Consider the following 6,265-nt stretch of genomic DNA (forward strand, 5'->3'; position numbering starts at 1 on the left):
CGCGCGTGACGCCCTTGCGGCCCTGTCGGCGGCGTTTCGGAGCGCGGTGGAAAGAGACGGGACGCGATGAGGTGAGGGCTGAGCCTGGATGTCTCCATATCGTCATGCCCGGGCTTGTCCCGGGCATCCACGTCCCTCAGAGTTCGCCGTACGGCGTGGATGGCCGGGACAAGCCCGGCCATGACGGTGGGAGAGGGCGTGGCGCAAAAAACAGGTCGTGCGACGCGGCTGGCGGGCGATGAAGAAGAGTCAGTGCCGCTACCGCGTCCCATAGGCGCGGTCGCCGGCGTCGCCGAGGCCGGGGACGATGAAGGCATCGTCGTCGAGGCCCTCGTCGATCGCGGCGGTCCACAGCGTGACATCGGGATGCAGGCCCCGGACGCGCTCGACGCCTTCGGGGGCGGCGATCATGCAGACCATGCGGATGTCCTTGGCGCCGCACTCCTTGAGCCGGTCGACCGCGGCGACGGCGCTATTTCCGGTCGCCAGCACCGGCGTCACCACGACGGCGAGGCGCTCCTGCAAATCGGACGGGGCCTTGAAGAAGTACTCGACGGCGGTAAAGGTCTGCGGCTCACGGTAGAGGCCGATATGGGCGACGCGCGCGGTCGGCACCAGATCGAGCATGCCGTCGACGAAGGTGACGCCGGCGCGCAGCACCGGTACAAACACCAGCTTCTTGCCGGCGATCTTGGCCGATTGCATTCGCGCCAGCGGCGTCTCGACTTCGACCTCCGTCAGCGGCAGGTCGCGCGTGACCTCGTAGCACAGGAGCATGCCGATCTCCTTGAGCAACTCGCGGAACGACTTGGTCGAGATCGACTTGTCGCGGATGAGGGTCAGCTTGTGCTGCACCAGCGGATGATCGACGACCGTGACGCCTTCCATGGCTTTCATCTCCGACACGTAGGGTGGGCAAAGGCGCGAAGCGCCGTGCCCACCGCGATGTTAGCTCAAATAGGAGCGGTGGGCACGCTGCGCTTTGCCCACCCTACGGATACCTTTTGGGCTCGTCATTGCGAGGAGCGAAGCGACGAAGCAATCCAGACTTTCTTCCTGGCCCTGGATTGCTTCGCTTCGCTCGCAATGACGGAGCCGCAGGGTCGCCAAGTGTGGTCCAAACCCCTTAAAACACTGTGCCGTCGCTGATGATGGTCAGCGGCGGCGAGCCGTCGGGACGCCGCTCGAAGGCGAGCTTGCGGCCGGCGGCCCAGGTGCCGCCTTCGAGGATGCGGGCGAGCGGCAGTTGCTCGGGCGTCTGACCGGTACGCAAGCGGATCAGGGCGGCCACGCGGTCGAGCAGGGCGACGGTGAGCGCGCGCCATTCCACCACCAGCGGCGAGTCGACCTCATGGGCACGCGAGGCTTCGGCGGGATCGCGCAGGACCAGCACGCCGCCGTCGATGAACAGACCGCCATTGCGGTATTCGGCGAGGCCGGTGAGGCCGTCGATGTTGTCCACCACGAGGCCCGCGCGCTGGAGCGGTTCGATCAGCGAATAGCTCAGCCATTGCGACAGCTTGTGCAGCGGGACGAGGCCGGTGGTCGAGTCGTCGGTGACCAGGGCCGGGTGTCGCCAGCAATCACCGAGTGCGAGGCCGTCCACGGTCAGCCGTGACGGCCAGATCGGGCCGAGTTGCAGCAGCACCTGCTGCAGGATGTCGGCGGCCTGGAGATGGCCGCCGGTCGCACCGGCGGCGAGCTGATCGAACAAGCCGCCGGGACGCGGAGCATCCTTGATTCCGAAGACCTGTGGCCTTACAGCCGTGACCTCACCGAGCCGGCGCAGCAACGCAACGCGGCCTTCGAGTCCGACCAACGGATTGTCGGGACCTACCTGAAAGCCGCGTTCGAGATCGGCGATGGTGAGCTGCTGCAGCTTCGCGGCATCGGCGCGCAGCGGATCGTTCGCGTCGGCGGAGAACGCGCCGCTCGCGAACATCTCGAGGCTCGCCAGCGCCAGCCCCTCGGAGCGCCCAATGCGCGTGCCGGTCACCGCATCCTGATAGCGCCAGGCCGCACCGGCGCCGGCGTCGAGCAGCACGCTGGTGATGGCGAGGTCGAACTCGGCGCGCGCGCGGGCCTCCGCATCCGGCCACGGCACCTTGTCAGCGATCGCAGCCCAGCGATCGGCGCCACCGACCACGAAGTGCCGCCAGCGTGAATGGAACGGCACCTCGCCGTTCGGATAGGCCTTGCCGGTGACGTCGAGCACGAGATCGGCGACCGCATCGAGCTTGGCGAGATCGACCCGGAAATGCGGCAGCTGGTCCGCAAGCCCCAGTGAAAGCATCTGGTGCGCCCGCTCGCGCACGGCGCGGGCGGACAGGAGATAGGAGACGTCAGTCATGATTGCCGCTGCGCTCAGTACTTCTCGAGCGGGCGGCCGACGGTGTCGCCGAGCTCTTGGGGCTTCTGCGGCTCCAGCGAGAAATAGCCGGCGGCCTTTTTCGCCGCGATCTCGACATGGGCGTCGGCCGGGATCAGCTCGTCCGGGATCGGCACGCGCTCGACGATGTCGACGCCCTGGCCGACCAGCGCGTCGTGCTTCATGTCGCTCATCGAGATGAAGCGATCGATGCGTTTGATGCCGAGCCAATGGATGACGTCCGGCATCAACTGCTGGAAGCGCGCGTCCTGCACGCCGGCGACGCACTCGGTGCGCTCGAAATAGGCCGCCGCGGCGTCGCCGTCCTCCTGGCGCTTGCGCGCATTGTAGACCAGGAATTTCGTCACTTCGCCGAGCGCGCGGCCTTCCTTGCGGTTGTAGACGATGATGCCGAGCCCGCCGTTCTGACCGGCGGCGACGCATTCCTCGATGCCGTGGATCAGATAGGGACGGCAGGTGCAGATGTCCGAGCCGAACACGTCGGAGCCGTTGCACTCGTCATGCACGCGACACGTGATCTTTGTCCTGAAGTCATTCAGCTTGGTGACGTCGCCGAACAGATAGACCGTGGTGCCGCCGATCGGCGGCAGGAACACCTGCAGGTCCGGCCGCGTCACCAGCTCCGGATACATGCCGCCGGTCTGCTCGAACAGGCCGCGGCGCAGATTGGTCTCGCTGGTGCCGAAACGCGCGGCGACGCCGGGCAGGTACCACACCGGATCGATCGCGATCTTGACCACAGACACGCTGCCATTGGCGTGCACGACCTCGCCGTCGTGAACGAGACGCTTCGCAGCCATCGCCGCATGCAGCTCCGGCAGCTCGATCCGCGCTTTGGTCACCGCGATGGTCGGCCGGATGTCGATGCCCTCGGCGATCTCGCCACCGAAGTTCTCAGCAACGAGGTGGCCCCAGGGATCGAGCGCGACGATCTTGGCCGGATCGCGCCACTGGCCGAACGGGCCGATCGTGGCGGCGGGATGGGTGTTGGTGAGATCGGGTCGGCGGATCGGATCGAGCGCGCCGGACGACACCGCGAGCGCGCGGTAGACCGTGTAGGAGCCGCCATGGCTGCCGATGACGTTGCGGTCCTGCGGACGCGACACCGTTCCGATCACGGGCCCGCGCTCACGCGCGCTCTCGGCGCCCCAGTGGAGGGGGAAATTATGCTTGGCGCCTGGCACCGGGTGTGAGGTCAGGCGGATGTGATCCGTGCGGTTGGAGCGAGTCATCGGACAGCCACCCCCAAAACGGCAACGGCCCGCCTTGACGACGGGCCTGAGCAGAACGAGTTCACGTTTTCCATACACCAATATAGCAGTTTTTCCCGGCCAAACAAGTGGTCCGCACCAGCCCTCTGTTTGTAAACGAATGGTATCGGCCCGCGGCGGACGCTGCAGCGCGGCGTGCACCGCTGGCATGGCGCTTGCCTTTTGAGCGTTGCGCCGCCAGCTTGGCGTGCATGGATACTGGGACGGCAAAGGCGGCATGGACCTGATCATTCGCAATGCGGTGCTGGCGCAGCAGAGCGAGCTGCGCCGCGCGGATATCGGAATTTCCGATGGCCGCATCGTGGCCATCGAGGCTGCGCTGCGGGCGGACGGAGACGAGCGTGACGCGGAGAATTGCCTTGTCGTGCCCGGCTTCATCGAGACGCATATCCACCTCGACAAAACCTGCATCCTCGATCGCTGCACGATCCGGGAAGGTACGGTGGCCGAGGCCGTGCGCGAGACGGCGGCCGCGAAGCGCAACTTCACAGCCGAGGATGTCTATCACAGAGCGAAGCAGACCGTGGAGCGCTGCGTCAGCCACGGCACGATGCGGATGCGGACCCATGTCGAGCTCGATCCCGGCATCGGCTTCATTGCGTTCGAGGCGATCCAACAGCTCGCGCGCGACTATGCCTGGGCGCTGGATCTCGAGATCTGCGTGTTTCCACAGGAAGGGCTGACGAACTATCCGGGCACGGAAGAGCTGCTGATCGAAGGGCTGCGTCGTGGCGCGCGGACCATCGGCGCCGCACCCTATTTCGACAGCGATCCGCCGGCGCAGATCGATCGTATCTTCGCGATCGCGCGCGAGCACGACGTCGATATCGACATGCACCTCGATCTCGCCGAGACATTGGATCAAATGCAGATCGAATATGTCTACCGCAAGACGGAGGAATATGGCTGGGGCGGCCGCGTCGCGGTCGGTCATGTCACGCAGCTGTCGCTGCTGCCGCCGGAGCGCTTCAACGCCATCGCTGTGAAGCTCGCCAATGCCGGCGTCGCGGTCACTGTGCTGCCGTCGACCGATCTGCATCTGATGGGACGCCGCCAGGATCACGCCATCCCGCGCGGCGTGGTGCCGCTGGAGCCGCTACGCGAGAGGGGCGTGACCTGCTCGCTATCGACCAACAACGTGCTCAACCCGTTCACGCCCTATGGTGACGGCTCGCTGATCCGCATGGCCAATCTCTACGCCAATGTCTGTCACGTCTCGCGTCCGGATCATCTTGCCGGCTGCCTGGACATGGTGACGCATGATGCCGCGAAGCTGATGCGGCTCGGCGATTATGGGATCGCAGTCGGCGCGCCGGCGGATCTCGTCTGCATCGATGCACGCGACCCTACCGAAGCGGTGGCGACGCTGGCGCAGCCGCTATGGGGCCTCAAACGCGGTCGCCCGTCGTTCTCGCGCACGCGCCCGGTGCTGAATCGGCCTGGTTGATTGGTTGTTGCAGTATATGGTCTATCAACGCGTCATTGCGAGCGAAGCGAAGCAATCCAGAGTCCTTGCGCGGCCCTGGATTGCTTCGCTTCGCTCGCAATGACGGTGGAGTTACGATAGGAGTTCCTTCATGCGCATCATCAACGTTGCCGCCGCCCAGATGGGGCCGATCCAGCGGGCCGAGAGCCGAGAGGCCGTCGTCGCGCGCATGATCGCGCTGATGGACGAGGCGAAGCGCAAGGGCGCCGACCTGATCGTCTATCCGGAGCTGGCGCTGACCACGTTCTTTCCGCGCTGGTACATGGAGGATCAGGCGGAGGTCGATAAATGGTTCGAAGCGTCGATGCCCAACGCCGCAGTCCAGCCGCTGTTCGATCGCGCCGCGGAGCACGGCATGGCGATGTATCTCGGTTATGCCGAGCTGACGCCGGATGGGCATCACTACAACACCGCCGTTCTCACCGATCGCACGAGCAACATCGTCGGCAAGTACCGCAAGGTGCATCTGCCCGGCCACGAGGCGTTCGAGCCACAGCGCAGCCACCAGCATCTGGAGAAGCGCTATTTCGAGCCGGGCGATCTCGGCTTTCCGGTCTGGCGCAATCTCGGTGGCATCATCGGCATGGCAATCTGCAACGACCGCCGCTGGCCGGAGACCTATCGCGTCATGGGACTGCAGGACGTCGAGCTGGTGTTGATCGGCTACAACACGCCGTCGGTGAACTCGTTGAAGTCAGCAGAGGGACTGCAGCAGCGCCTGTTTCACAATCGCCTCTCCGCTCAGGCCGGCGCGTATCAGAACTCGTGCTGGGTGGTGGCGGTGGCCAAGGCCGGCGACGAGGACGGCCATCATCTGATCGGGGGCAGCCTGATCGTCAATCCCGACGGCGAGATCGTCGCGGAAGCCGCGACCGAAGGCGACGAGGTGCTGGTCGCGCCGTGCGATATGGATGCGACGCGTTTCGGCAAGCAGACGATCTTCGACTTCGCCCGGCATCGGAGGATCGAACATTATGGGCTGATCACCAGCCGCACCGGAGCGGTGCCGCCGGAGTGAGGTATGCTGCCCTGTGAGTTGCAGGTGGCACTGTGTCGCAGAACTCAGTGCGCTCCCTCTCCCCGTTCTTCACGGGGAGAGGGTTGGGGTGAAGGGCAGCC

At 65.6% G+C, this 6,265-nt stretch carries 5 protein-coding genes; 2 read left to right on the plus strand and 3 right to left on the minus strand.

Features of this window, described 5'->3' with window-relative positions; all coding sequences use genetic code 11:
* Nucleotides 1-258: 258 nt before the first annotated feature.
* The 3 genes from upp to BRAO375_RS07765 form a co-directional block, all read right to left on the minus strand.
* Nucleotides 259-888 carry a uracil phosphoribosyltransferase gene (gene upp / locus BRAO375_RS07755; protein ID WP_009026909.1) on the minus strand — a complete coding sequence of 210 codons (630 nt, stop codon included), beginning with the start codon at nt 886-888 and terminating at the stop codon, nt 259-261.
* 238 nt (nt 889-1,126) lie between these two features.
* Complete coding sequence (locus BRAO375_RS07760; RefSeq protein WP_009026910.1) at nt 1,127-2,350, minus strand: URC4/urg3 family protein; 1,224 nt, start codon at nt 2,348-2,350, stop codon at nt 1,127-1,129.
* Nucleotides 2,351-2,364: 14 nt separating this feature from the next.
* A complete protein-coding gene (locus tag BRAO375_RS07765; protein ID WP_009026911.1) occupies nt 2,365-3,621 on the minus strand; it encodes a GTP cyclohydrolase II in 1,257 nt (418 codons plus the stop codon).
* Nucleotides 3,622-3,829: 208 nt separating this feature from the next.
* Between BRAO375_RS07765 and BRAO375_RS07770 the strand changes: the two genes are divergently transcribed.
* Nucleotides 3,830-5,107: an amidohydrolase family protein gene (locus BRAO375_RS07770; RefSeq protein WP_502688865.1), complete on the plus strand. Its 1,278-nt coding sequence runs from the start codon at nt 3,830-3,832 to the stop codon at nt 5,105-5,107.
* A gap of 130 nt (nt 5,108-5,237) precedes the next feature.
* Nucleotides 5,238-6,164, plus strand: coding sequence for an N-carbamoyl-D-amino-acid hydrolase (locus BRAO375_RS07775; RefSeq protein ID WP_009026913.1), 927 nt, complete (start codon nt 5,238-5,240; stop codon nt 6,162-6,164).
* Nucleotides 6,165-6,265 lie beyond the last annotated feature (101 nt).

The sequence above is a fragment of the Bradyrhizobium sp. ORS 375 genome (genome assembly GCF_000239775.1).
Classification (GTDB): domain Bacteria; phylum Pseudomonadota; class Alphaproteobacteria; order Rhizobiales; family Xanthobacteraceae; genus Bradyrhizobium.

Excerpts from the sequence above, each read along its gene's own strand:
- upp (WP_009026909.1), bottom strand. The coding sequence starts at position 888 with ATGGAAGGCGTCACGGTCGTCGATCATCCGCTGGTGCAGCACAAGCTG.
- BRAO375_RS07760 (WP_009026910.1), bottom strand. The coding sequence starts at position 2,350 with ATGACTGACGTCTCCTATCTCCTGTCCGCCCGCGCCGTGCGCGAGCGG.
- BRAO375_RS07765 (WP_009026911.1), bottom strand. The coding sequence starts at position 3,621 with ATGACTCGCTCCAACCGCACGGATCACATCCGCCTGACCTCACACCCG.
- BRAO375_RS07775 (WP_009026913.1), top strand. The coding sequence starts at position 5,238 with ATGCGCATCATCAACGTTGCCGCCGCCCAGATGGGGCCGATCCAGCGG.